The sequence below is a fragment of the Geobacter sp. 60473 genome, assembly GCF_036323535.1.
Taxonomy (GTDB): domain Bacteria; phylum Desulfobacterota; class Desulfuromonadia; order Geobacterales; family Geobacteraceae; genus Geobacter; species Geobacter sulfurreducens.
This window is the reverse complement of sequence record NZ_AP028967.1, coordinates 1,142,047-1,165,667: the sequence shown is the minus strand read 5'-3', so window position 1 is coordinate 1,165,667 and position 23,621 is coordinate 1,142,047. Positions and strand designations below refer to the sequence as shown.

At 57.4% G+C, this 23,621-nt stretch carries 25 protein-coding genes; all 25 read right to left on the bottom strand.

The genetic code is table 11. From position 1 onward, the window contains the following. Nucleotides 1-28: 28 nt before the first annotated feature. A complete protein-coding gene (locus tag AABA48_RS05280; RefSeq protein ID WP_338271199.1) occupies nt 29-1,528 on the bottom strand; it encodes a TolC family protein in 1,500 nt (499 codons plus the stop codon). Between the two features lie 187 nt (nt 1,529-1,715). Continuing rightward, nucleotides 1,716-2,489 carry a hypothetical protein gene (locus AABA48_RS05275; protein ID WP_286349777.1) on the bottom strand — a complete coding sequence of 258 codons (774 nt, stop codon included), beginning with the start codon at nt 2,487-2,489 and terminating at the stop codon, nt 1,716-1,718. A 122-nt stretch (nt 2,490-2,611) separates the two neighbouring features. Continuing rightward, the gene (gene glyA, locus AABA48_RS05270) at nt 2,612-3,859 is read right to left on the bottom strand and encodes a serine hydroxymethyltransferase (protein ID WP_119332556.1); all 1,248 of its coding nucleotides are present in this window, start codon (nt 3,857-3,859) and stop codon (nt 2,612-2,614) included. Between the two features lie 92 nt (nt 3,860-3,951). Beyond that, nucleotides 3,952-4,398, bottom strand: a complete 447-nt coding sequence (gene rpiB, locus AABA48_RS05265) for a ribose 5-phosphate isomerase B (RefSeq protein ID WP_286349778.1) — start codon at nt 4,396-4,398, stop codon at nt 3,952-3,954. A 10-nt stretch (nt 4,399-4,408) separates the two neighbouring features. Then, nucleotides 4,409-5,641, bottom strand: coding sequence for a beta-ketoacyl-ACP synthase II (gene fabF, locus AABA48_RS05260; RefSeq protein ID WP_286349779.1), 1,233 nt, complete (start codon nt 5,639-5,641; stop codon nt 4,409-4,411). A gap of 138 nt (nt 5,642-5,779) precedes the next feature. Next, the gene (gene acpP, locus AABA48_RS05255) at nt 5,780-6,013 is read right to left on the bottom strand and encodes an acyl carrier protein (RefSeq protein WP_010942249.1); all 234 of its coding nucleotides are present in this window, start codon (nt 6,011-6,013) and stop codon (nt 5,780-5,782) included. A gap of 86 nt (nt 6,014-6,099) precedes the next feature. Beyond that, a complete protein-coding gene (fabG, locus tag AABA48_RS05250) occupies nt 6,100-6,840 on the bottom strand; it encodes a 3-oxoacyl-[acyl-carrier-protein] reductase (RefSeq protein WP_286349780.1) in 741 nt (246 codons plus the stop codon). 10 nt (nt 6,841-6,850) lie between these two features. Further along, complete coding sequence (gene fabD, locus AABA48_RS05245; RefSeq protein WP_286349781.1) at nt 6,851-7,774, bottom strand: ACP S-malonyltransferase; 924 nt, start codon at nt 7,772-7,774, stop codon at nt 6,851-6,853. A gap of 22 nt (nt 7,775-7,796) precedes the next feature. After that, entirely contained in the window at nt 7,797-8,777 is a 981-nt protein-coding gene (locus AABA48_RS05240; protein WP_286349782.1) for a beta-ketoacyl-ACP synthase III, read from the bottom strand. Between the two features lie 12 nt (nt 8,778-8,789). Next, nucleotides 8,790-9,830, bottom strand: coding sequence for a phosphate acyltransferase PlsX (gene plsX / locus AABA48_RS05235; protein WP_286349783.1), 1,041 nt, complete (start codon nt 9,828-9,830; stop codon nt 8,790-8,792). A 45-nt stretch (nt 9,831-9,875) separates the two neighbouring features. Further along, nucleotides 9,876-10,058, bottom strand: coding sequence for a 50S ribosomal protein L32 (gene rpmF / locus AABA48_RS05230; RefSeq protein WP_010942244.1), 183 nt, complete (start codon nt 10,056-10,058; stop codon nt 9,876-9,878). A gap of 21 nt (nt 10,059-10,079) precedes the next feature. After that, complete coding sequence (locus AABA48_RS05225; RefSeq protein ID WP_286349784.1) at nt 10,080-10,619, bottom strand: YceD family protein; 540 nt, start codon at nt 10,617-10,619, stop codon at nt 10,080-10,082. A 183-nt stretch (nt 10,620-10,802) separates the two neighbouring features. Further along, the gene (locus tag AABA48_RS05220; protein WP_286349785.1) at nt 10,803-11,144 is read right to left on the bottom strand and encodes a hypothetical protein; all 342 of its coding nucleotides are present in this window, start codon (nt 11,142-11,144) and stop codon (nt 10,803-10,805) included. Between the two features lie 22 nt (nt 11,145-11,166). Beyond that, nucleotides 11,167-11,778, bottom strand: a complete 612-nt coding sequence (locus AABA48_RS05215; RefSeq protein WP_286349786.1) for an L-threonylcarbamoyladenylate synthase — start codon at nt 11,776-11,778, stop codon at nt 11,167-11,169. A gap of 44 nt (nt 11,779-11,822) precedes the next feature. Further along, the gene (gene dut / locus AABA48_RS05210; RefSeq protein ID WP_286349787.1) at nt 11,823-12,272 is read right to left on the bottom strand and encodes a dUTP diphosphatase; all 450 of its coding nucleotides are present in this window, start codon (nt 12,270-12,272) and stop codon (nt 11,823-11,825) included. 11 nt (nt 12,273-12,283) lie between these two features. Further along, nucleotides 12,284-13,540 (bottom strand): M16 family metallopeptidase, encoded by a 1,257-nt coding sequence (locus tag AABA48_RS05205; RefSeq protein WP_286349788.1) that lies wholly within the window; start codon nt 13,538-13,540, stop codon nt 12,284-12,286. Nucleotides 13,541-13,584: 44 nt separating this feature from the next. Continuing rightward, nucleotides 13,585-15,678 (bottom strand): polyribonucleotide nucleotidyltransferase, encoded by a 2,094-nt coding sequence (pnp, locus tag AABA48_RS05200; protein ID WP_286352519.1) that lies wholly within the window; start codon nt 15,676-15,678, stop codon nt 13,585-13,587. A 275-nt stretch (nt 15,679-15,953) separates the two neighbouring features. Next, entirely contained in the window at nt 15,954-16,220 is a 267-nt protein-coding gene (gene rpsO, locus AABA48_RS05195; protein ID WP_338271198.1) for a 30S ribosomal protein S15, read from the bottom strand. A 123-nt stretch (nt 16,221-16,343) separates the two neighbouring features. Further along, on the bottom strand, nt 16,344-17,258 hold the full coding sequence (truB, locus tag AABA48_RS05190; RefSeq protein WP_286349789.1) for a tRNA pseudouridine(55) synthase TruB: 915 nt from the start codon (nt 17,256-17,258) through the stop codon (nt 16,344-16,346). 5 nt (nt 17,259-17,263) lie between these two features. Then, nucleotides 17,264-18,214, bottom strand: a complete 951-nt coding sequence (locus AABA48_RS05185) for a DHH family phosphoesterase (protein WP_338271197.1) — start codon at nt 18,212-18,214, stop codon at nt 17,264-17,266. Beyond that, the gene (locus tag AABA48_RS05180; RefSeq protein WP_338271290.1) at nt 18,207-18,563 is read right to left on the bottom strand and encodes a ribosome-binding factor A; all 357 of its coding nucleotides are present in this window, start codon (nt 18,561-18,563) and stop codon (nt 18,207-18,209) included. Before AABA48_RS05180 ends, AABA48_RS05185 begins: the two co-directional genes overlap by 8 nt. A gap of 66 nt (nt 18,564-18,629) precedes the next feature. Next, the gene (gene infB / locus AABA48_RS05175; protein WP_286349791.1) at nt 18,630-21,281 is read right to left on the bottom strand and encodes a translation initiation factor IF-2; all 2,652 of its coding nucleotides are present in this window, start codon (nt 21,279-21,281) and stop codon (nt 18,630-18,632) included. Continuing rightward, nucleotides 21,259-21,876 carry a DUF448 domain-containing protein gene (locus AABA48_RS05170; RefSeq protein ID WP_286349792.1) on the bottom strand — a complete coding sequence of 206 codons (618 nt, stop codon included), beginning with the start codon at nt 21,874-21,876 and terminating at the stop codon, nt 21,259-21,261. The genes infB and AABA48_RS05170 overlap by 23 nt, the downstream gene beginning before the upstream one ends. A gap of 3 nt (nt 21,877-21,879) precedes the next feature. Continuing rightward, nucleotides 21,880-23,037, bottom strand: coding sequence for a transcription termination factor NusA (gene nusA, locus AABA48_RS05165; RefSeq protein WP_286349793.1), 1,158 nt, complete (start codon nt 23,035-23,037; stop codon nt 21,880-21,882). Between the two features lie 25 nt (nt 23,038-23,062). Further along, complete coding sequence (gene rimP, locus AABA48_RS05160) at nt 23,063-23,542, bottom strand: ribosome maturation factor RimP (protein ID WP_286349794.1); 480 nt, start codon at nt 23,540-23,542, stop codon at nt 23,063-23,065. Between the last annotated feature and the right edge of the window lie 79 nt (nt 23,543-23,621).

Below are 23,621 nucleotides of genomic sequence, written 5' to 3'. Positions count from 1 at the left end.
TCAGAACTCCATCATCAGTCCGGACGTGTCAGTCTCGCGCACTTTGCTCGTAAAGGGAATCCCCCTCTTTTTCCGTCACGGTGATTCCCTCTCGATCCAGAAGCTCTCCCGTGGCCCGCAGCAATTGGGTAACGGCATCGCCATACCCTGTCAAGGCTTTGATCTGGTTGCTCTTTGCCGTGGCCAGTTCGCTCTCGACTTCGAGAACGTCCTTAATGGTGGCAAGCCCCACCTCGCTCCTCTTGATGAAAGAGCGGAGCCGCTCCTCGGCAAAGGCTCGGCCGCGGTCGGTCACATCAAGTTGCTTGTAGCCCGAGTCAACGCCCCTGATGGCCGTCTTGACCTCATTTTCCACATTGGCCTCAAGGCTCCTGATCTGGGTGCGTCCCTGCTCCACCTTCAATTTGCTGCGGCGATAATCGTTCTCGGCGGCATTGTTCCCCAGGGGGTACTGGAATACGAGCCCAACGCCCCAAACCGGGTAATCGGCCGTGCCGACTTTTTCCAGATTACGGTTGTAGTGACGGTCTAAGCCCGTCACGGCGGCACTGGCAGTAAGATTCAGATCCGGGAGGGTCCGGTTCCGGGCCACGCGCGTCTCCAGTTCGCTCGTCCTGAGGTTCGCCTTCTGCTCTCGCAGTTCCGGCCGCAAATCCAGCGCCTTGCGGATCAGGGCATTTTCCTCGGCCTCATATGGCTCGCGGGTCGGGATATCGACCGGAATGAACTCATCTTTACCGGGTAGCTGAAGCAGCACGTGGAGCACATCATTCTGATCCCGTACCGCCTTTTCCGCATCGATGAGATCCTTTTCCCGGCTTGCCACACCGAACTCGGCATTGAGAATCTCCATGGCCGGCAGAACGCCCGCCTTCACCCGTGCCTGGGTATCGGTGAGTATTTTTCGGGCCAGCTCCAGGGACGTCTTCTTGACCTCAAGATCCTCGCGCAGGCTGTAAAGCCGGTTGTACTCGGTCCTGACCCGGGCCACCGTGTCCAGGAGCAGGGTCCGGAACCGCTCCAGGGAACCATCCTTGGCCGTCCGCGCCACCATGATGCCGAGTTCGGTGGGGTCCTTGCCGAAATTTTTCAACAGCGGCTGGGAAAGGCTCAGCGTCAGATCCGAGTTCCAGTATTCGCTCGGGCTTCGGGTGGAATTGGTGTAGTTGTAGGCATTATTGAACGTGAGCCCCACTGTCCCGCCGAGGGGCGTCAACTGGTTCACACCGGGATTCAGAGTCAGCGTCCGGGTCCGGCTGGTATTGGTTCCTGAAAGAAACGAGCTGACCGGTTCGGTAACGGCATACTGGAAATCGGTTGAAATAGTGAGTTGCGTATCATAAATACCGAGGTTTTTGCGGATATCAGCCTCCGCCATGGCCGGATTGTACAGTTCTGCCCGTACATCAAGGTTTTTCTGCACTGCCGACTGGATTGCCTCCTTGAGGCTCAGCCGAACGCCGCCGTCAGCGGCGTGGACAGTGAGCGGAGCCATTACCAGAAGCAGGGCAGTCGTTATCCGTTTCATCAATCATTCCTCCTCAGCAGGCCGTTGAATGGTACTATGAGAGATCCCCGCAGGTGGACGGGGGCTCCGTTGATCATACTCATCGTAACGCGGACCCCCCATCAACGGTTGAACACGATCTGTGCATTTGTTCAAAAAAATGGACGTGCGTCAAGCGCAAATGCGTCCGGAGCGTGCCGAAACGAGCCTATTGGGCGATGAAGGTCGTCCGGTCGAGGCCGGTATTGCCGTTGGCCGGATCAAATGCATAGACCGTTACCTCGTATACTCCCGGCTTTCTGACCGTAAGCTCTCCCATAAACTGGCTCGACTCCCCGGCAAAATGGAGCGGCACCTCTTCCGCGGCTGAACCGTCCCTCCTTACCATGGCACGGATCTCGTAGCCGTCGGCATTCCAGAGCCCTCCTGGCGCAACCGGACAGCCGCACATCATCATGACGCTGGCCCGCACGGTCACGGTGGCCAATCCATCCTCAAGAGTAACGGCATGATTGGCCGGCGGAGCGAGTACATCCACGGCAAACCCCGGCAGCTCCAAGACAAGACCGTCGCCGCTGGTCACGTGCTTGCCGGGAATCAGCCACTGGATCACCGAAGCCTCTCCCATCGCCTGTCTCTGGCTTAATGGGCCTGCCGCCCGCACTTCAATCCGGGTGGGCACATCGATGTCCAGAACAGCCCTGAACAGGGCGGATTGTGCGTCCGACAACACGCCCCCCCTCACATGCGGGTTGACCATAATGGTAGCGGTATTGCCTGTGGTTCCCGCCGTAACACCCGTGGCGAGCAACTCGCCGGTGTCGGTATTGCGAATGCTTACCAGAGCGCCTCCCATGCTCGTTCCGAGAAACTTTGCGTCCTTGGTCCTCACCCGCACATCGACACGGGTTTCAAGGGCCTGGACGATACCGGCCGAAATAAGAAGCGCCATCAGTGCAACGCCGGTCAGAATTCTTGCCATTGTTGACCTCCCGTTCGCGAAGGGTCCGCGCCCCATTCGACTGCACAACCATAGAATCATAGCAAAGAAAAAGGGGGATGCCGCGCGGCATCCCCCTTTTCAGACGAATCGGATCGATACTCTTATGAAAGCCGGTGGGCATAGAGGGGGAAGCGTTTCATAAGCACATTGACCCTCCCCTTAATCTCGGCGAGTTTGGCATCATTGTCCACGTTGGCCAGGGCCTCTGCGATGAAGCCCGCCACGTCGGCCATTTCAGCTTCCTTAAGACCGTGGGTAGTGGCTGCGGGAGTGCCGATCCGGAAACCAGAGGTGACAAAGGGCGAACGGGTCTCGAAGGGTACCGTGTTCTTGTTCACCGTGATGCCGGCCTTATCCAGAGACTCCTCCGCCACCTTGCCGGTCAGTTCGGTGCCGGTCAGGTTAACCAGCATCAGATGGTTATCGGTGCCGCCGGACACAAGCCGGAATCCGCGCTTCACCAGCTCGTCGGCAAGAGCCTTGGCGTTTTTCACGATCTGGGCCTGATACGCCTTGAACTCGGGCTGGAGGGCCTCCTTGAGGGCAACAGCCTTGGCCGCAATGACATGCATGAGCGGCCCCCCCTGGATACCGGGGAAGATGTTGGAATTGAGCGTCTTGGCGTACTCCTCGCGGCACAGGATCATCCCGCCCCGGGGCCCCCTGAGGGTCTTATGGGTGGTGGTGGTCACGAATTCAGCATAGGGGACAGGGTTCGGATGGAGACCGGCCGCAACCAGGCCCGCGATGTGGGCCATATCAACCATGATAACCGCGCCGACCTTATCGGCAATGGTGCGGAATGCGGTGAAGTCGATGGTCCGGGGATAGGCGCTGGCCCCCACAACAATCATCTTCGGCTTATGCTCCAGGGCAAGACGCTCCACCTCATTGAAGTCGATCGTTTCGGTTTCCTGGGACACGCCGTAGGGAACCACGTTGAAGAAACGGCCCGAAAAGTTCACGGGGCTGCCGTGGGTCAGGTGGCCGCCGTGGGACAGGTTCATCCCGAGAATGGTGTCGCCGGGCTTGAGCACCGAAAAGTAGACCGCCATATTTGCCTGGGAGCCCGAATGGGGCTGGACGTTGGCATGATCGGCACCGAAAAGCTCCTTGGCCCGCTCGATAGCGAGATTTTCCACCACGTCCACGTGGTGGCATCCGCCATAGTAGCGCTTGCCGGGGTATCCCTCGGCATACTTATTGGTCATCACCGAGCCCTGGGCTTCCAGTACCGCCTCGGAAACAAAGTTTTCGGAAGCGATCAGCTCCAGGTTGTACTCCTGCCGCTCGGTTTCATGGCGGATCGCCTCAGCTACCTGCGGGTCAAAGGTTTCGAGAATCGACATGTCAGGTCTCCTTGTAAAAGTGGGAAAAAGGAAAACGGGACCGTATCCAGTCCCGTATCAGACTCCATGCAACCGCCGATCTGGCACGATGTCTACTTCATCAGTTCCCGCTCCAGGGCCGCAATCTTGTCGAGCCGACCCTGATGACGGCCGCCTTCATACACCCCGTCGAGCCAGGCGATGACCATCTCCCGGGCCGCGGCCTCCTCGAGCACCCGGCCACCGAGGACCAGGATGTTTGCGTTATTATGCTCCTTGGCCATGCGTGCCATGAAGGCATCGGTGGCAAGGGCCGCACGCACCCGGGGAAACTTGTTGGCAACGATCGACATGCCGATGCCGGTGCCGCAGAAGAGAATCCCCTTCTCTGCCTCGCCGTTGGATACCCTTCGGGCCACCTTGATGCCGAAGTCCGGGTAATCAACCGAGTTGCCGTTATCGGTTCCGCAGTCTTCGAAGGTTTCCCCTCGCTCGGCAAGGAGCCGCTTGACCGCTTCCTTCAGTTCCAGACCACCGTGATCGCTACCGACGACTATCACCCCGTGCCCCCTATACCTTCTTGAAGAGCAGCGTCGCGTTCGTGCCCCCAAAACCGAAGTTGTTGCTGAGGGCGTACGTGATTGACTTCTCCCGGGCGGTATTGGGAACATAATCAAGATCGCACTCGGGATCCTGCTCCTGGTAGTTGATGGTCGGCGGAATCACACCCTTGTCCATGGCCATCAGGGTAAAGACAGCTTCAACGCCGCCGGCTGCGCCGAGCAGGTGACCGGTCATGGACTTGGTGGAGGACACCATAACCTTTTTCGCATGGTCACCGAACACGCTCTTGACGGCAAGGGTCTCGTAGTAGTCATTGAAGGGGGTGGATGTGCCATGGGCGTTGATGTAGTCCACCTCTTCCGGACGGACCCCGGCGTTGTTGAGAGCCATTTTCATGCACCGCGCCGCACCTTCTCCCTCCGGTGCCGGAGCGGTGAGATGGTAGGCGTCGCCCGTGAGACCGTAGCCGACGATCTCGGCATAAATTTTGGCCCCACGTTTCTTGGCAGCCTCATACTCCTCAAGAACGACAATACCCGCCCCCTCAGCGAGAACGAAACCATCGCGATTCTTTTCAAAGGGACGCGACGCAGCGGCTGGATCGTCGTTGCGCGTGGAGAGAGCCTTCATGACCGCAAAACCGCCAATTCCGAGGGGAGTCACCGTGGACTCGGTACCGCCGGCAATCATGGCGTCCGCATCGCCGCGCTTGATCATATGGTACGCATCACCGATGGAGTGTGTACCGGTGGCGCAGGCGGATACCGACGACAGATTAGGGCCCTTGGCCCCATACTTGATTGAAATGTGGCCGGGTGCAAGGTTGATGATCAGCATTGGAATGAAGAAGGGGGAAATTTTCTTGTGCCCGCCTTCGAGCATGGCGGCGTGGTACTTTTCGATGGTCGGCAAACCGCCCAGCCCCGCGCCGACCAGGACACCCGTACGCTCCGCGTTCTCCTCGGTGATCTGGAGGCCGGAATCTTCCATGGCGTAATGGGCAGCTGCCATGGCGTACTGGATGAAGAGGTCCATCTTCTTGACCTCTTTCTTGTCGATGTACTGCTCGGGTTCAAAGCCCTTAACCTCGCCGGCGATCCTTACCGGCAGGTCGGAGGCGTCAAAGCGGGTTATGTGTCCAATGCCCGACGTGCCTGAAACGAGCGCATCCCAGTTGGCGGCGTTGCCGACTCCGAGCGGAGATACGGCGCCGACTCCCGTCACCACTACTCTTCTCATAGATATGTGCTCCCGATGGTCGTAAATCTGAACGCATCCGCCATGGAGCCGCTGAAGCTCGCATGCGGATGCACGCGGACGCGGCCCGAAGGCCGCGTGCTGTGAAAAAGGGGAAGGCTCTCCTTCCCCTCCTGTGTGCTAGGTGTGCTCGGTGATGTAATCGATGGCATCCTGAACGTTCTGGATTTTCTCGGCGTCCTCGTCGGAAATCTCGATATCGAACTCTTCCTCGAGAGCCATCACCAGCTCGACAGTGTCAAGAGAGTCGGCCCCCAGATCATCCATAAAGGAGGCATCGTTCGTAACCTGCGCCTCATCGACGCCGAGTTGTTCGGCTACGATCTCTTTGACTCTTTTTTCTATTGACGACATGCTTGTTCACCTCCGTTTGGTTTGAGTCTTCGGGTAATGTTTCTAGCTACATACCACGAAACGCCTAAATTTCAAAAGATATTTTTCTACATGTACATCCCGCCGTTAACGGACAGGACGTGACCGGTAATATAACTCCCCATGCCTGACACGAGGAAGTGGACCGCGTTGGCAATATCCTCGGGGGCACCGAACCGCTCCAGCGGAATCTGCTGCATGAGCGACTCGCGCACCTTTTCGGAAAGAACCGCCGTCATATCCGTCTCGATGAACCCCGGGGTGACGGCATTGACGGTGATGCCGCGCTTGGCCAGTTCCCGGGCGACAGCCTTGGTCATACCTATCATCCCCGCCTTGCTGGCGCAATAGTTGACCTGTCCCGCATTTCCCATCTCGCCCACCACAGAGCCAATGTTGACGATGCGGCCGCTCCGGGCCTTGGTCATGAGTTTTGCAGCTTCACGCGTGCAATTGAAGGCGCCCTTGAGGTTCACATCGAGCACGGCGTCCCAATCGGCATCTTTCATCCGCAGCAACAGGCCGTCCCGGGTAATACCGGCATTGTTGACAAGGATATCAACCTTGCCAAAAGCTTCTACCACCGAGGCGAACAGCGCTTCCACAGCCGCCGCGTCCGCCACGTCCACAGCCAGCGCGAGGGCTCTCCGGCCAAGCTGCTCTATCTCGTCCGCGGTTTTCCGGGCACTGTCGAGGGTTGTAGCGGTCACTGCAACGTCAGCTCCCTCGCGGGCGAGCCGGAGGGCGATCTCCCTGCCGATGCCACGAGAAGCTCCTGTAACCACTGCGACTTTTCCAGCAAGACTCATTCTCGTCTCCTTAGGCAAGAGCCCTGATACCGGCCGTATCCTCGACGTTGGCGGTACCCGCTTCCTTCTCGATCCGCTTGACCAGCCCCGACAGAACTTTGCCCGGCCCGATCTCCACAAACCGGGTGACGCCGAGCGAAACCATTTCCCTCACCGAGGCATCCCAGAGCACCGGAGCGCTTACCTGCCTGACCAGGAGTTCTTTTACCCTTCCCTTGTCGGAGTTGGGCGTTGCCTCCACATTAGTCACCACGGGAGCGACCAGATCGCCGACAGCAACCGCTGCCAGAACCTCGGCAAGCCGTTCACCGGCAGGCACCATGAGGCTCGAATGGAAGGGAGCGCTCACCGGCAGGAGCATCGCCTTGCGGAACCCCTTTGCCTTGGCAATCTCGATGGCACGGTTGACCGCACCGGTGTTTCCGGCAATGACGATCTGGCCGGGCGAATTGAAGTTTGCGGGAGAAACGACCTCACCCTGGGCCGCTTCGGCGCATATTTCGGCAAGAACAGCCGGTTCGATTCCGAGCATCGCGGCCATTGCCCCCTCTCCAACCGGCACAGCCTCCTGCATGAAGGTGCCGCGGGCTCGAACCGTCCGGACCGCGTCCGCAAAGCCAAATGCCCCGGCAGCCACAAGCGCCGAGTACTCGCCGAGAGAGTGTCCTGCCAGAAAGTCTGCGGTAAGTCCAGTTTCAGCCTGAAGCACCCTGAATGCCGCGACACTGGCGGTCAGGATGGCGGGCTGAGTATTAGCGGTGAGCTTCAACTGATCTTCAGGCCCCTCGAAACAGAGTCGGGAAAGAGAGCTCCCGAGGGCCTCGTCAGCTTCCTCGAAGACCTGACGGGCAACCGGAAAGGTGCCGGCCAGCTCCTTGCCCATTCCGGCATACTGGGAACCCTGACCGGGGAATATGAAAGCACGCTTGCTCATTGATAGCTCCTTGCTTGGTCCGTCACCAGCGCAGCAGTGCCGATCCCCAGGTAAGCCCGCCGCCGAAGGCATCGAATACCACTACGTCATTGGGCTTGATCCGGCCGGAGCGGTTAGCTTCGTCCAGTGCCAGCGGAATGGATGCTGCCGAGGTATTGCCGAACCGGTCGAGATTGACGTAAACCTTTTCAATCGGCAGGCCGAGGCGTTTGCCGATGGCGTCAATAATGCGACGATTTGCCTGGTGAGGGATGAACAGCGAAATATCTGCCGGTGTGAGCCCGTTTGCCTCAAGGGCTTCATGGGCGGCATCCTCCATGGCCCTCACGGCAAGCTTGAAAACCTCGTTCCCCTGCATCATGAGATAGATACGTCGGTCATCAAGGGTCTTCTGAACGGCAGGGTTTCTGCTGCCGCAACCGGGTTGATAAAGCAGTTCCCAGTAGGAGCCGTCACTGTGAAGGTGGGTGGACAGGACACCACGGCCGTCATCGCATGCTTCCAGAACCACCGCACCGGAGCCGTCGCCGAAAAGAAGGCAGGTGTTGCGATCCGTCCAGTCGATAATCCGCGACAGGACTTCCGCACCAATGACCAGAGCCTTTCGGGCGGATCCTGATCTGATTGCATTCGATGCTTGAGCAAGGGCGTAGATAAAACCTGAGCAGGCTGCCGAGAGATCATAGGCAGCCGCCTTCGTTGCCTTGAGATTGCTCTGGACCATACATGCGGTGGCGGGAAACGGGAAATCAGGCGTAATGGTTGCGACTATCAACAGATCGAGGTCCGAAGCTTTGACGCCGGCCATTTCGAGGGCCCGTTCCGCTGCCAATGTTGCAAAGGTAGAAGTATATTCCCCCTCAACGGCGATGCGGCGCTCTTTGATTCCGGTGCGCGTGGTTACCCACTCGTCGGAGGTATCGACCATCTTCTCCAGATCGAAATTGGTAAGCACCTTGGAAGGGACGGCCGAACCGGTCCCGACGATCCTTGCTCTCATCATCCCGTGACCTTTCTAACCTGCGACAGCTTCCTTCACGGCATCGAACTGCTGCATGTAGGCCGTGAACTCGGTTTCCATCTTCTCGGCGAGCCGTTGGTTGACCCCCTTGCGCACGTATTCGTGGGCGAAATGGATCGCGTTCTTGATAGCTTTGACGTTCGACCCGCCGTGGCAGATCATGGCGACGCCGTTAATGCCGATAAGAGGTGCACCGCCATATTCGGCGTAATCGACCTTCTTCTTGAAGTTCTTGAATGCCTTGCGGACAAACAGATAGCCGAGCTTGGACAGCAGACTGCCCGCAATTTCCTCACGAAGCATTTTCCCGACCGTTTCAGCAAGCCCTTCTGAAAGTTTAAGCACGACGTTACCAACGAAACCGTCGCAGACAACCACATCGACCATGCCGTTAAAGATGTCGCGACCTTCTACGTAGCCTTCATAATCAAAAGAGATGTTTTTCAGAATTGCATTGGTTTCGCGAGTGAGCTCATTGCCCTTGCTGTCCTCTTCACCATTGGAAAGGAGTCCGATGCGGGGCTGCTCCACGCCTATTACGTGGCGGGCGTACACTTCGCCCATGATGGCGAACTGCACGAGATGAATCGGCTTGCAATCAACGTTACCCCCCACGTCAAGAACAAGGGTCTTGCCGCGCAGGGTGGGAAATATCTGTGCAATGGCAGGACGGTCAATCCCCTTGAGCCGCTTGAGGACAAACATCCCTGCTGCCATAGTGGCACCGGAATTGCCGGCACTCACCACGGCCTCCGCCTCGCCGCTTTTCACAAGATCAAAGGCGACGCGGATAGAGGAATCCTTCTTGCGCCGTACGGCGTCGGATGCAGCATCATGCATGCCGACCACCTCGCTTGCGTGGTGAATGGCTATATCAAGACCCTGAACATTGTGCTTGGCAAGCTCAAGACGAAGCTTATCCGTATCACCTACCAGGGTGATGGGTATGCCGAATTCACGTGCAGCTACGACAGCGCCTTCAACCTCGACGGCAGGGGCATTGTCGCCACCCATCGCATCAACAGCAACTCTCATGGTACTCCCAGACAAGAATGAATCAGATCTGCGCACGCAGGCGGGTTAGATCTCTTCGGTCTTGACCACTTCTCTCCCCTTATAGGTGCCGCAGGAAGCGCAGGCGCGGTGGGGAAGCTTGGGGCTCTTGCACTGGGGGCAAACGGAAGCTGCCGGAGCGGTAAGGAAATCGTGGGCCCTTCTCATGTTTTTGCGGGACTTGGATGTCTTTTTCTTGGGTACAGCCATGGAATATCTCCTTTTGTGGTTCTACTTGTCGACCTTAAAATCCTTGAGAGCACTGAATTTCAAACTGAATGACGAACCGGCACATGTGCACTCTTGCTCATTCAGATCAACTCCGCACACGGGACAAAGCCCCCTGCAGGACTCGTGACACAGGGGCTTGAGCGGCAGCTCCATGATCACCTGCTCGGTAATCTCCGGAGTGAAATCAATCTCATCCCCCTGATAGGCAACCGAGATCAGATCTTCTTCAGCCAGCTCGACCTCTTCCTCGTCGAGTACGACGCGGTCTTCCTTCCGAAAAAAGATCGTGAAAACGGAAGCGAGGTCGGTTTCGAAATCACCGAGGCAGCGGGAGCAATTCAGTCGAATCCGGGCGTTGAGGCTCCCCTTGACTCTGATGTGGTCATACTCCCTGGCGACCGTCAACTCAACCGTAACCGGTGAAAGAAATTCACATTCCCCCGATTCCTGAACGGCTGTAAGCCCCGGGAGCGTTTCGAGCGGCTCCTCGGAGCGGAGAAGCCTCGGTTGTTCTTTTATATCATCTACTCTGATTTTCACCGTGACCTGCTGTTCATGGTGGCGACAGAAGCCACTCAGTATAAGGAACGGGTTCCGATTGTCAAGAAAAATGAGGCAAAAGGAAAACCGCCCTTTCAGGCGGTTGATTCTGCTAGTTCTATCCGATTCCACCCATTATTGCAAGCAATTTCAACCTATCACATCCCATGAAAGGTGGAATCTTTAAATGGTGATTGTTTCACCCGGTCGGAGCGGCGGAGGGTTCTCTGCCCCGCGAAAATGCGCCACCAGCAGTAGGATAAAGATAAAGGTAAAAGCGCAGAGAATAACGAGGCTCGGAGCAAGGCGGCAGAGTTGCTGGCGATCCGGGCCCGACCGAAGAAACAGACCGGCAACGGCGAGCACGACACCGCAACCGCCCGATATGCCTCCCCCCAGAAAACCAAGTGAAACAAAGAAACTGTCGGCGGGAGGAGAAAGACCGAGTGCCCCTGCTATCTGCTCGTGGAAAAAAGTAGCCACCGTAACGAGGGCCACTGCCAACGAAAGAGCGTAAATCCCCATTCGTAGTGTTCGCTTCCTCATGCTATTCGCCGCACCAGCTCACATCGCCGATCCCGCGGCGCAGCACCTGGGGGTAGTCGCCGATCAGGCTCACAACCGAACTGACGTCGGCGGTGAGATTCCCGCCGTCCACGACGAGATCGAGCTGCTTTCCCAGTGTTCGCTCGACTTCCATCGGATCGCCGATGGGTTCTTCTCCCGAAAGATTCGCGCTGGTGGTTACGATCGGGTGCCCCAGATCCTTGACGAGCGCAATACATATTCGATTATCGGGGATTCGAATGCCGACCGTCTTCTGTTTTGTCACCAGCAGGTCGGGGACCACGCTTGTTGCATCGATTACAAACGTGTAGGGTCCCGGCAAATAACGCTTCAGGATTTTGTAGGCGTAATTACTAACCTTGGCATAACGGGCAACCTCTGAGAGTTCCGAACAGATAAAGGAAAAAGGCTTTTTCTTTTCCCTTTGCTTGAGAAGATAGATTCGCTCAATACCCTTCTTACTGAAGATGCTACACCCGATCCCATAGGTCGTGTCGGTCGGGTACGCGATGACCCCGCCACGGCCGAGGACCTCAGCCACTTTGGAGATAAGTCGTGCCTGCGGATTGTCGGGATTAATGGAGAGAAGCATGGCATATCTCCGTCAGTGACAGCAGTACATTCGATTTTCCGGGATTACCGGCCGGTGTGACCGAAGCCACCGTCACCCCGGGCGGTCTCATCCAGTTCATGCACATCCAGAAGTTCAGCTCGCACAAAAGGCGCAAATACCATCTGGGCGATCCGTTCACCCCGCCTTACGACAAAGGCATCTGCGCCGTGATTAATAATGATCACGCCGATCTCTCCCCGATAGTCGGGATCAATAGTGCCCGGCGAATTGACGAGGGTAATTCCGTGCTTGAGGGCAAGACCGCTTCGTGGCCTGATCTGCGCCTCAAAACCATCGGGCAGGGCGATGGCAATGCCGGTGGGAACAAGCGTTCGGTCTCCCGGCTCAAGCACCAGATCCGCATCCACATCGGCACACAGGTCCATACCAGCGGCGTGAGGAGTCATGTAGCTGGGAAGAGGGAGGTCCGAACCGGGCCGTATCCGACGAATCTTTACCAGGCAAGGCTGCATGTACCGGTCACCTAAAGCGCAAGTCGCGAGATATCAAACGCACCACTGTCAATCTTGCCCATGAGGGCGAGGGTTAGATAGCGCTCGTCAAAAATCTCGCCGGCAAGCTCGAGAATTCCTCGACTCGTCACGGAGTCGAATCCATCCGCCAGCTCATGGATGGGGATATAGCGTCCAAAATAAATCTCGTTTTTCGCGAGCTTGGTCATTCTGTTGTCGGAACTTTCCAATGAAAGATAAATACTGCCTTTTATCTGTTCCTTGGCCGACTCCAACTCGGAGAGCGGCACAAGTTCCGTCTTCAGACGCTTCAACTCTGAAACAGTGATATCGAGCACGTCATCGAGTTTTTCCGGACTTGTTCCGACATAGACAACCAGAGAGCCTGCATCAGTGTGGGAAACCACGTACGAATAGACCGAATAAGCAAGCCCCAGCCGTTCACGGATCTCCTGGAACAACCGGGAGCTCATACTGCCGCCAAGGAGCGTATTGACCAGATAGACCTCGAATCGTCGAGGATGATTCTGGGGGAAGGCCTTGGTGCCGAGACAGATGTGAACCTGCTCCAAATCCTTCTCCACCACTTCGACCTGCTTTTCGTAGGCGGGCAGATGGCAGATATCCCGGCCTGAGCCCACGGGCACCCGCCCGAAAAGACCGTCCACCAGGCTCAGGAGTTCGTCGTGGCGTACGTTGCCGGCCACGGCAATGATGATGTCGTCGGAGCGGTATTTCTCTTTAAGGTGAGTAATGATCGCATCCCGGGAAAGCCCTTCGATGCTTTCTACGCTGCCGAGAATCGACATGCCGAGAGGATGCCCCCGCCAGAAGCTCCGGTGGAACAGATCGTGGACGTAATCATCCGGTGTATCCTCCAGCATGCTGATTTCCTGGAGAACCACCTTTCGCTCCTTCTCAATCTCTTCGGAATCGAAGATTGAATTGAGAAAGATATCGGCAAGAAGATCAATGGTTTTGGGAAGGAATTTATCGAGAACCTTGGCGTAATAACAGACATACTCGCGGCTCGTAAACGCATTGAGCACGCCGCCCACCGAATCAATTTCACGCGCGATATCGAGGGCGTTGCGCCGTTCAGTTCCCTTGAACATCAGGTGCTCGACAAAGTGAGCAACGCCATTGTGCTCCCGCCGTTCATGGCGGGAGCCGTTGGCCACCCAGATACCAATGGAGACAGAATGGACGTGGGGCATGTACTCGGAAATGATCCGCACGCCATTGTCGAGGATTGTTTTATTGACCATAGATAAAACTATACCCCGGTTGGAGGATTATGCCAGCGCCGGCCCTATTCGGGCAGTACGGCGCCGAGCGCCTCTTTCCGCGACAGCTTTATCTTGCCCTGCTTGTCTATACCGATACACTTCACCAGCACCTTGTCGCCCTCATTGAGCACATCGGTGACGTTCTTCACTCGCTCGGTGTCCAGTTCGGATATATGGACAAGTCCGTCGGTGCCGGGGAAGATTTCCACGAATGCGCCGAAATCCATGACTTTCTTGACGGTGCCCATGTAGAGCTTGCCCTCTTCGGCCTCGGCCGTGAGGTCACGAATCATCTTGATAGCCTTGTCGCAGGCCTCCTTGCTGGTGCTGGCAATATTGATGCGGCCACTGTCCTCGATATCGATGGATACGCCGGTCGCCTCGGTGATGCCGCGGATGTTCTTTCCTCCGGCCCCGATTACGTCGCGGATCTTGTCGGTCTTGACCCAGATGGTGGTGATGCGGGGAGCATAGGGTGAGAGATCAGTCCGCGGAGCGGCAATGGACTGATTCATCTTGCCCAGGATGTGGAGTCTGCCGTCACGGGCCTGCAGCAGTGCTTTCTCCATGATCTCGCGAGTGACACCGGTGATCTTGATGTCCATCTGGATGGCGGTTACCCCTGTTTCGGTGCCGGCCACCTTGAAATCCATATCGCCAAGATGATCCTCATCACCGAGAATGTCAGAAAGGATGGCGATGCCCTCCCCTTCCTTGATGAGGCCCATGGCGATACCGGCCACCGGAGCCTTGATCGGCACGCCTGCATCCATCATCGCCAGTGCGCCGCCGCACACGGTTGCCATGGAGGAGGAACCGTTGCTCTCGAGGATATCGGAGACAATTCTGATGGTGTACGGGAAATCCTCGTGCTTGGGTACGACGCGCTCAAGAGCTCTTTCGGCCAGCATGCCGTGGCCGATTTCGCGCCGGCCAGGAGCAAGGCGGAAGCTCGTTTCCCCGACCGAGAACGGCGGGAAGTTGTAGTGAAGGAGGAAGCGCTTGCGGGTCTCGCCGTACAGTGAATCAATCCGCTGTTCGTCAATGGAAGTCCCGAGAGTTGATGCCACGAGCGCCTGGGTTTCACCACGGGTGAAGAGAGCGGAGCCGTGGGCACGCGGCAGCATGCCGACCTCAATGCTGATAGGACGGATGGTTGTGGTATCCCGACCGTCAATGCGGTAGCCATCCTTGATGATGTGCTCACGGACGAGTTCATACTCGAAGTCGCCGAGGAACCCCTTAATTTCCGATTCGCGGCCTTCATACTCGGGCAGAAGTGTTTCAAGGGTTTGCGCAGTGATCTCGCTGATGCGGTTGTGACGTTCCTGCTTGGCGACGATCCGGACGGCCTCCTTGATACCGGCATAGGCAAGATCCTTGACCCGAGCCTTCAGGGCCTCATCAACAGACTTGGCCGCAACCTCGCGCTTGGGAACACCAGCCAGCTTACGGAGATCGGTCTGGGCCTCAATAATCGGCTGAACAGCGGCGTGACCGAAGAAAATAGCTTCCAGGACATCCTTTTCGGACGCCTCTGCAGCCCCCCCCTCTACCATGATGACCGCATCGCGGCTCGCCGCAACAACGATTTCAAGATCGCTTTTCTCCAGTTGCTCTACCGTGGGATTGCATACGAACTGGCCGTCCACGCGCCCAACCTTGACGCCGGCGATGGGGCCGAGGAACGGTATATCGGAGACCTCAAGGGCAGCAGACGCGCCGATCATGGCAAGGATGCCGGGATCGTTATCCTGGTCCGCCGAGACGACAGTCGCCATGATCTGGGTATCGTTCAGAAAACTCTCAGGGAAAAGCGGACGGATCGGACGATCGATAAAGCGGCACGTGAGAGTCTCGTTGTCGGAGGGACGCCCTTCACGCTTGAAGAAGCCGCCGGGAATCTTGCCGCCGGCATACGCTTTCTCCTGATAATTCACCGTCAGAGGGAAAAAGTCCTGTCCTTCGCGGGCCGACTTGGTTGCTACAGCAGTCACGAGAACCACTGTGTCTCCGCAGCTAACCACCACGGCGCCACTGGCCTGCTTGGCCCACTTACCCGTTGCGATCGTTATTATCCGCCCGCCGAATTCTACGTTAACCTTGTGTTCAGTCATAGTGTGTTCCATCATGTTCGTTGGCCTCCCAGCCTGTGTAAATAGGTACGTTGGGGCCGTCGATGGAGCGACTGAGGAATGCAATCAGTCGTTCCATCCACGCCCCCAACAGACAAAATAAATGGGCCATCAGGCCCATCTCCAAAAACCGCTAGCACCACAGTATCCACCACTATTCTGCCTGGAAGCGATGACAATCGCACGGCACGACAGTGAGGACAAAGGTCAGAAAAAGGAGAGGCAATATACCCCGGCGCGGAGTATACTGCCTCATCTTAGCGGCGAATGCCGAGCTTCTCGATGATCGACCGATACCTCTCGACGTCTTTCATCTTGAGATAGTCGAGGAGCCTTCTTCTCTGGCCGACGATCTTCAGAAGTCCGCGGCGGCTGTGGTGATCCTTCTTGTGCACCTTGAAGTGCTCGGTAAGATAGATGATCCGCTCGGTAAGAAGCGCGATCTGCACCTCGGGAGAGCCCGTATCACTGTCGTGAAGCTTATGGGTTGTGATAATCTCTTTCTTTTTGTCAGTCACCAGCACGTTTGCAACACCTCCTTTACTAAGGGATTATGAGTATGTGATGCATGGCGGCGCACTACTGCGCCAGAACGATCAGCAAAGTGTGTTTGTACCACAAAGGGTGCCCCGTGTAAAGGGGAAAACCTAGTTAAACACCCTTAAAAGCCTTAGGTTTTTGGTATCACTGGACCAAAGACCGGCAAGAGAATCCGCCACAGCAACAATAATTCCATCTCTCAGCAAACGCAGACGTATTCCCGCCGGGATTCCCGCACCCGCCCCGTGCTCAAAATCCTCACGGCAAGGGGCCATGCCGCGCCTGACACGCTCCGCTCCCTGGGCGGTGAGCGGCAACGCATAAAGATGACCCAAGGCGTCGGATGGCGACATAAGGACATCGGCAAGGCTGCCGGTTTCCGCCAACTCTTTAAGCCGCTCAAGGGATACGGCCCGGTCCAGATTGAAGAGGCCGCTGCTCAACCGACGCAACGCCGTCAGGTGAGCGCCACAGCCAAGGCGCTCACCCATGTCGTGGGCCAATGTCCGGACGTAGGTCCCGCGCGAACAGGACAGGGTAAACGTCACCAGAGGCAGATCGACAGCGTCAATAACCAATGAGAAGACCTCTATCTCACGGGGTTCGCGCTCGACTTCCCTGCCGGTGCGGGCGAGTTTGTAAAGGGGGACGCCATCGCGCTTGAGTGCCGAAAACATGGGGGGTAACTGGCTGAGTTTCCCCGTGAACGAGGAAACGACATCACAAACCGTCTGAGGCCCCAGGTGCCGCCAGTCGCCGGCATGAACAACCTGACCGGTGTGGTCCTGGGTATCGGTGGCAGCGCCAAGGATCAGCGTGGCGCGGTATACTTTGGTTGATTCATCCAGATAGGGGATCGCTTTTGTCCCCTCGCCGACAGCAACCGGCAGAACGCCGGTGGCAAATGGATCAAGCGTGCCGGTGTGACCGGCCTTCTTCTGCCGAAGGATTCGCCTGACTCTCGAAACCACATCATGGGAGGTGAGACCAACCGGTTTGTCGATGACGATAAAGCCGTCCATGAAAATCAGAGAGCGGTCTCCAGATGGTCGAACACCCGCCTTCTGACTTCGGCCAAATCACCGGTCAGGGAACAGCCGGCCGCGTTGTGGTGCCCGCCGCCACCAAAGGCTGCGGCAAGTCTCGACACATCGATCTTGCCCTTGGAACGGAATCCTACCTTGAACAAATGGGGCTGGATCTCACGGAAGAAAACGGCGACTTCCACCCCCCTGATCGAACGGGGGTAGTTGACGAAACCGTCAGTCAGTTCAGCGCAGGCGCCAACCTTCTCGTACATGTCAAGTGTCACGGTGATTGAGGCGCAATCCCCGTTGGCGGAGAAAGAAAGCGTCGAAAGGGCCAGCGCAAGGAGTTCCAGACGCTGGCGCGGCTGGCTTTCATAGAGCTTCTCGGCAATGGACCACGTATTGATACCCGTGGCGACCAGCTCGCCCGCAATGGCAAAGGCCTCGGGGTTTGCGTTCGAGTAGCGGAAAGAACCGGTATCGGTGATTATGGAAGTATAGAGTGCCAGGGCCGTATCGTAGTCGATATCGTGACCGGCTGCCTTGATAAGGCGGTAGACCAGAACTCCGCTGGCTGCGGCTGCAGAATCTATGTAATTAATGGTGCCGAAACGGTCACAGGTGAGGTGGTGGTCAATGTTGATGAACATGCTGATGCGGCGGCAGTCGTTTACCAGTTTGCCGGCTCGGCGAAATTCCCCCACATCGAGAACGAAGCATACGTCGAAATCCTGATCCGGTAGGTCCTGCCGGACACTGTCGGCCAAAGGGAGAAAGCGGTACAGCTCGGGCACGGGGTCACAGAAATGAACGGTAACATCCTTGCCCAAGCGCTTGAGGTAACCTGCAAGGGCAAGGGACGACCCGACCGCATCGCCGTCAGGATTCTCGTGAGTGGTGATCAGAAAACTACGGTGAATCCGAATTTCACGAAGAATGCTTTCAATCATCGGAACCTTTCTCAGTCTCGATATCTTTCAGCAGTTGATCGATCCGGTTGCCGTACTCGATTGACTGGTCGTATTTGAAGTGGAGCTCCGGTGCGAATTTGAGCCTGAGCTGCTTGCCGATCTCCCGGCGCAGGAAACCGGTTGCACTTGCAAGTCCGCGTGCCGTCGAGGCCCTGGCTTCGTCATCACCCATGACCGTGTAATAGATGGTCGCCTGGCGTATGTCATCGGTAACCTTTACGCCAGTAATGGTGATGAACCCGATGCGCGGATCCTTCATCCCCTTGACGATAAGCCCCGACACGAGTTCATGGATCGCCTCGGCTACTTTTTCAGAACGGTTGAACATAGGTACGGCCCGAAGCGCACGGCGGCCACCGGACTCCGGAACCGTCGTGCGCATACTGTTCCCTTTCTACAGGGTGGTGGCGATCTTCTCGATCTCGAAATCCTCAATGACGTCACCAACCTTGATATCGTTGTAGTTCTCAAGGCCGATACCGCACTCGTAGCCGGTGGCAACCTCTTTGACATCGTCCTTGAAGCGGCGCAGACTGGACATCTTGCCTTCGTAGATGACCACGTTGTCCCGCAGCAGCCGCACTTGGGCGTTGCGGATCATCTTGCCGTCCTGGACGTAACATCCCGCCACGTTACCGACCTTGGGCACCGAGAAAACTTCCCGGACCTCTGCCCGTCCCAGATACTTCTCGCGCAAGGTCGGCTCGAGGAGTCCCTCCATGGCCTTTTTGATATCCTCCACAGCATCGTAGATGATGTTATAGAGACGGATATCGACCCCTTCCTTCTCGGCAAGGGCGGATGCCTTCGGCTCGGGCCGGACGTTGAAGCCGAGGATGATGGCGTTGGACGCCGAGGCCAGGTTGACGTCGGTTTCGGTGATGGCGCCGACCGAGGAGTGGATGACGTTGAGCCGCACCGCGTCGGTGGAGAGCTTGCGCAGCGATTCCGAAACCGCCTCCACGGATCCCTGGACGTCGGCCTTGACGATGGCGTTGAGATCCTTGACCTCGCCCTTCTGTATCTTGTCGTAGAGTTGTTCCAGCGACATCTTGCTGTGCTTGGCAAGTTCGGTTTCACGAAACTTCTGCTGACGATGGGAGGCGATTTCCTTGGCACGCTTCTCGTCGACAAGACTGATAAACACGTCGCCCGCATCAGGGACCCCGGTGAAACCGATAACTTCCACCGGCATGGAGGGGCCGGCTTCGGTGACCTTATCGCCCCGATCGTTCTGCATGGCGCGGACTCTTCCCGAGTGGACGCCGGCCACGAAGTAATCCCCGACCTTGAGCGTTCCCTCTTGAACGAGTACCGTGGCAACAGGGCCGCGGCCACGGTCGAGCTTTGCCTCAACGATGGTGCCGCGAGCGTCCTTGTCCGGATTGGCCTTAAGGTCCATCACGTCGGCCTGGAGAAGTACCATTTCGAGCAGTTCCGGAAGATTGACCCTCTTCTTCGCCGAAACTTCAACAAAAATTGTCTCCCCACCCCACTCCTCGGAAACCAGACCGAACTCCATGAGCTCCTGCTTCACCCGTTCGGGTTTTGCCTCGGGCTTGTCGATCTTGTTGATGGCGACGATGATAGGAACACCGGCGGCCTTGGAGTGGTTCACCGCCTCGCGGGTCTGGGGCATCACGCCGTCATCGGCGGCTACAACGAGGATGACGATGTCAGTAACCTTGGCACCGCGGGCGCGCATGGCAGTAAATGCCTCGTGGCCCGGCGTATCGAGGAAGGTGATCTTCCGGCCATTCAACTCCACGTCGTAGGCACCGATGTGCTGGGTAATGCCGCCGGCTTCGCCGGCGATGACGTTGGCTTCGCGAATTGCATCCAGAAGCGACGTCTTGCCGTGATCGACGTGTCCCATGATGGTGACCACCGGCGGTCGCTTCCTGAGGCTCTCGGGCGCATCGGGCACCGATTCGAGCATTTCGTCCACATCGATTGCAACGTTCTCGATCTCGTACCCGAATTCGGCCGCAACCAAGGTGGCGGTGTCCACGTCAAGGGGATGGTTTATGGTGACCATCATCCCCATTTTCATGAGGACACGGATAAGATCGGTCGCCTTGATCCCCATCCGCTTGGCCAACTCGCCCACGGTAATCGACTCGGAGATCTTGATGATCCGCTTGATCGCCTTGGGCACCGTAATCTCGGTCTTTCTGCCGAGAGAAACCATTTCCCTCTCGCGCTTCTTGCCTTTACCCGTCTTTGGCCCGGGCTCAAAGATCCGTTCGCGCTTTTCGAGAAGTTCTGTTTTCTTAAACGCTTCTTTTTTCTTGCCCGCACCGCCTCCGCCGGGTTTTTTGGCTCCCCTTTCGGGCTCGGCCGGAGCAACGAACTCCTTGCCCTTGCGAGGCGGCGGGGGAGGAGTTCCCGCCTTGCGGCGGTCATCGCCCGCAGGCGCCGGACGTTCGGTCGGAGAGGGAGTCATGATACGCTCTTCGATCCGCTTCTTGGGAGCTGTTGCTTCACGTCTGTCCGCAGGCTTGGGTGCGGGGGTCGTGATGCCGGGGAGTTCGACCCGGCCAAGAATCCGTGCTCTGTTGGCCGTCGGCTTGTCATCAACCAAAGGGGCGGCAGGCGCAACCGGGGCCTTTTGCACGACCTGGGGTTCGGATGCAGGTTCGACGGCAGCGACTACCGGCACTTCCGCCGAGACGGCCTCGGGCTCATGTGCCACTGACGGCTCGACAACAGGCAGTGCCGTAGCGACGGTCTCCTTGGCTTCCTCGTCTTCCACCGGAGCAGGCGCACTTTCAACCGGAGAGGCAACGGCCTCGGCCGGCGTTTCGGCAGGAGCGGCCTCCGCCACACGGCGACGGCGGATAACGGTCGTCGTCACCCGCACTTCTTCCTGGGGGCCACTCTTCGGGGGAGCGGCAGGCGGCGCAGTTACCTTTAGAATCTCGTCTTCCTCCAGCACCGACAGGTGGTTTTTCACCTCAATGCCAAGGCTCTTGAGTCGGGTAAGGAGCTCCTTATTTTCAATACCCATCTTCTTTGCCAGTTCATACACGTGGGTTTTGCTCATCAACCGCACCCCCATCAAGGAAATTACCGTAACGTTCTAATTCTTTGAGAATGGACGGGACAAATCCGCTCTCCCCGATTGCGACGACACTCCGCAATCCCTTGCCGAGAAGAGCGCCGATCCGATCTTTGTCCAAGAGACGAAAACAGGGTATCTGATACCGCTCGGCCAGGTGAGTCACCTTTTCGCCGATATCAGCGGAAATATCTTCCGTGAGAATCACGAGGCCAAGCCGGTCGCCGCGCCGAAGACGCTCCATCACCGTGTCGCTGCCCGACACGACCTTGCCCGCCTTGTTGGCCAGGGCCACATAAGAGGCTATCCGCTCCTCAAGGCGTAACCGTATCTCGGAGATCAGCGTATCTACAGGTGCAACACTGCCCTCCCCCTTGAAGGCTCGCGCAAACTGTTTCCGCGCTATTGCTGCACGTACACAGGCGGGATCAGGACACGTATACGCCCCGCGTCCGGGAAGTTTGGCAACAATATCCGGGACCACCCTACCCTCGGGATCAAGAACGAAGCGGAGCAGTTCGCCCTTGCCTCTCTCTTGCCGACAACCGATGCAGGATCTGCGCGGTTCGTCCTTTCCCATGCCCTAGGCTTCCACCTGCTCCTCTGCAACCGCTTCCCCCTCGGCCTCAACGGCTTGGGCGGCCTCTTCAGCAACCTCTTCGGTGGCCCCATCATAGGAGGAATACTGGAGCAGTTCCGCCTCGGCAGCAGTGGTTTCGCTCTTGATGTCGATGCGCCAGCCGGTGAGCTTTGCGGCAAGCCGCACGTTCTGCCCTTTTTTGCCGATAGCCAGCGACAGTTGATCGTCAGCGACGATTATCTCCATGGACCGGTTCTCGTCGTCAATGTACACCTTCGACACCACCGCCGGTTGCAGCGCATTGCACGCAAAGCGGGCCGCATCCTCGGACCAGGGAATGATGTCGATCTTTTCGCCCCTCAGCTCGGACACCACATTCTGCACGCGGCTACCCCGCATACCCACGCAGGCGCCAACGGGATCCACATCGGAATCATGTGAGTAGACGGCGATCTTGGCCCGGCTGCCCGGCTCACGCACAACCGCCTTGATCTCAACGATTCCCTCGGCGATCTCCGGGACCTCCGCCTCGAAAAGCTTGGCAAGGACGCCGGGATGGGTGCGCGACAGAACGATCTGGGGCCCCTTGGGGGTCATCCGGATATCGGTGATCAGAGTCTTAACGCGATCACCCTGGCGATACACCTCGCGCGGCGCCTGCTCCTTGTGGGAAAGCATCGCTTCGGCGCGCCCGAGATCGATCACCAGATCACCTTTTTCAAAACGGCGTACAACACCGGTCACCAGTTCACCGATCCGGTCCTTGAACTCGTTGAAAATAGTTTCCCGCTCCGCCTCGCGCACCTTCTGGATGATGACCTGCTTGGCGGTCTGGGCGGCGATACGGGTAAAACCGCTTGCATCCAGCTTCATGCCGAGAGAGTCGCCCACTTCCACGTCAGGGTCGATCTCCCGGGCCTCTTCCATGTCGATTTCCTTGTAGGAATCCTGAACCTCGTCGACCACGGTAACGAACTCGAAGAGTTCAACCTCGCCAACTTCCGGGTTATAGTGGGCCTCAAGATCACGGGTATTGCGGAACTTCTTGTTCGCAGCAGTGAGTACCGCCTGTTCCAGGGCTTCCACGACGATGTGCCGGTCAATCCCCTTCTCCTTGACGATCTGGTCAATAATGTGCTTTAGGTTGAAGGTCGTTTCCACGTCCAATCTCCTTGAGCTGATCTTTCTAAAACTCGAATTCCAGGTTAGCTTTAGCTATTTTATCCAGAGGGATGCGGGCCAACTGCCCTTCCCGAAGCGTAAGGGTGACGACCCCGCCAGAGAGACCAACGAGATCACCCAGAAACGTCTTGCGCCGGTTCCCCTCTTCATCCGCCAGGAGCTCGAACGTGCGCACCTTGACAAGGCGCCCGGAATAACGCTCGTAATCCGCCTCCTTCTTCAGGGGACGATTGAGGCCGGGCGATGAAACCTCCAGCGTGTAATGCTCACGAATAAAATCTTCCACATCGAGGATTTCGGACAACTCACGACTGACCGCGGCGCAGTCGTCAAGACTTATTCCACCCGGCTTGTCGACAAAGAGACGCAGAATCATCTGCCGCCCTTCGCGTTTGTACTCCACCTCCACAAGCTCCAACCCCTGAGGGATAAGTACCTGCTCGGCGACCGAGGTTATCCGACTGACAACATCATCCTTCTGCATGAATCAAAAACCTCAAAATAAAAAAAGTGAGCTGCTGAGCTCACTTTCTAGTGAACGATTTACTTGAAACAAATGTTTA